Here is a 1,276-nt window from a genome sequence, read left to right as displayed (position 1 = left end):
GGGAGCGTCAATAATTTTGTGTAAATGATTCTTCCCTACTGCAGATTGTTTCTAATTCTCAATCAGTTGGCTTAGCATTTGTTCAAGTTCGCCTTCGGCCTGTTGAAAGCCTTTATGACTGCGACCTAGGAATTTTTGGTTGTAAGTATCAAAAGACGAGACTAAGAAACGTTCCATCGACTCTTCGTTTTGGAACTGTTCCTTGCGGTGGCTGTATTTCTTGATTTGCTTATTAAAGGATTCAATCAAGTTCGTAGAATAAATACTCTTGCGTATGGCCAAGGGGAAATCATAGAAAGTGAGCAAGTGATCGTTCGAAAGAATCGATTCAACCACTTTTGGATAGCTGGTTTTCCTTTTTTCCGCAAAAGCACCACGTGCTTCCAACGCCACCTCTTTAGATGAGGCTTGATACACCATTTTAAAATCATCACAGACTTCCTTACGATCATCGACACGCACTTTGTGACTGATATTACGGGAAACGTGTACACAACAATGTTGAAAACGAGCTTTGGGATAGAACCGACTAATCGCTCCTACCATCCCCTTTAAGCCATCCGTGATGAACAGGAGGACATTTTTCAAACCGCGCTCTTGAAGGTCCAATAAAATTTCCTCCCAAATCGTGATGGATTCAGTCGGTGCAATCGCATAGCTCAATACTTCCTTTGATCCGTCCGGGCGAATGCCAACTGCGATATGAATAGCTTCCTTGGCGACGGTTTTCCGCTTTAACGGAATATACGTTGCGTCCATATAAATAGCAGCATAACGGTCATGAAGCTCCCGCCCTTTAAACGCCGTTACCTCTTCTGTAAATGATTTTGTTATATTGGACATGGTTTGGGGCGTGTAGTAATGCCCATACATTTTCTCAATCAAGTCTGCGATTTCCGACATGGTAATACCTTTTCGGAAGAGGTGAATGACGGTCTCCTCTAACGTGTCATTCGTCCGTCTATAAGCAGGAACAGTCTGTTGCTTGAACTCACCATTGCGGTCGCGCGGAATCTGGAGATGAAGTTCCCCATACTCGGTCTTGACCGTACGGTCATAGGAGCCGTTACGAGAATTACCCGTGTTAAAACCAATGCGATCATACTTTTCGTAATCTAGGAAAGCCGTTAACTCCGTTTTGAGAAGCGTATTGACTGCTTTCTCCAAATGGACACGGAATAATTCATTCAAATCGCCTTTGTTCGCTAGAGTCTTTAGAATTTCTGTAGTAAAATCGTTCATAGGGAAGTCCTCTCTTCTGTGAATGTGTTGTGGT

1 protein-coding gene is annotated in these 1,276 nt (G+C 43.2%); it reads right to left on the bottom strand.

The genetic code is table 11. The features are described 5' to 3' along the window. Positions 1–51: 51 nt before the first annotated feature. Positions 52–1,242, bottom strand: a complete 1,191-nt coding sequence (locus DVW06_RS16800; protein WP_000997693.1) for an IS256-like element ISLgar5 family transposase — start codon at positions 1,240–1,242, stop codon at positions 52–54. Positions 1,243–1,276 lie beyond the last annotated feature (34 nt).

The sequence above is a fragment of the Enterococcus sp. ARL09-542 genome (assembly GCF_005234805.1).
In the GTDB taxonomy this organism is placed as follows: domain Bacteria; phylum Bacillota; class Bacilli; order Lactobacillales; family Enterococcaceae; genus Enterococcus_D; species Enterococcus_D gallinarum.
The sequence above is the reverse complement of the archived record's forward strand: the minus strand, read 5'-3'. Positions and strand labels throughout refer to the sequence as shown.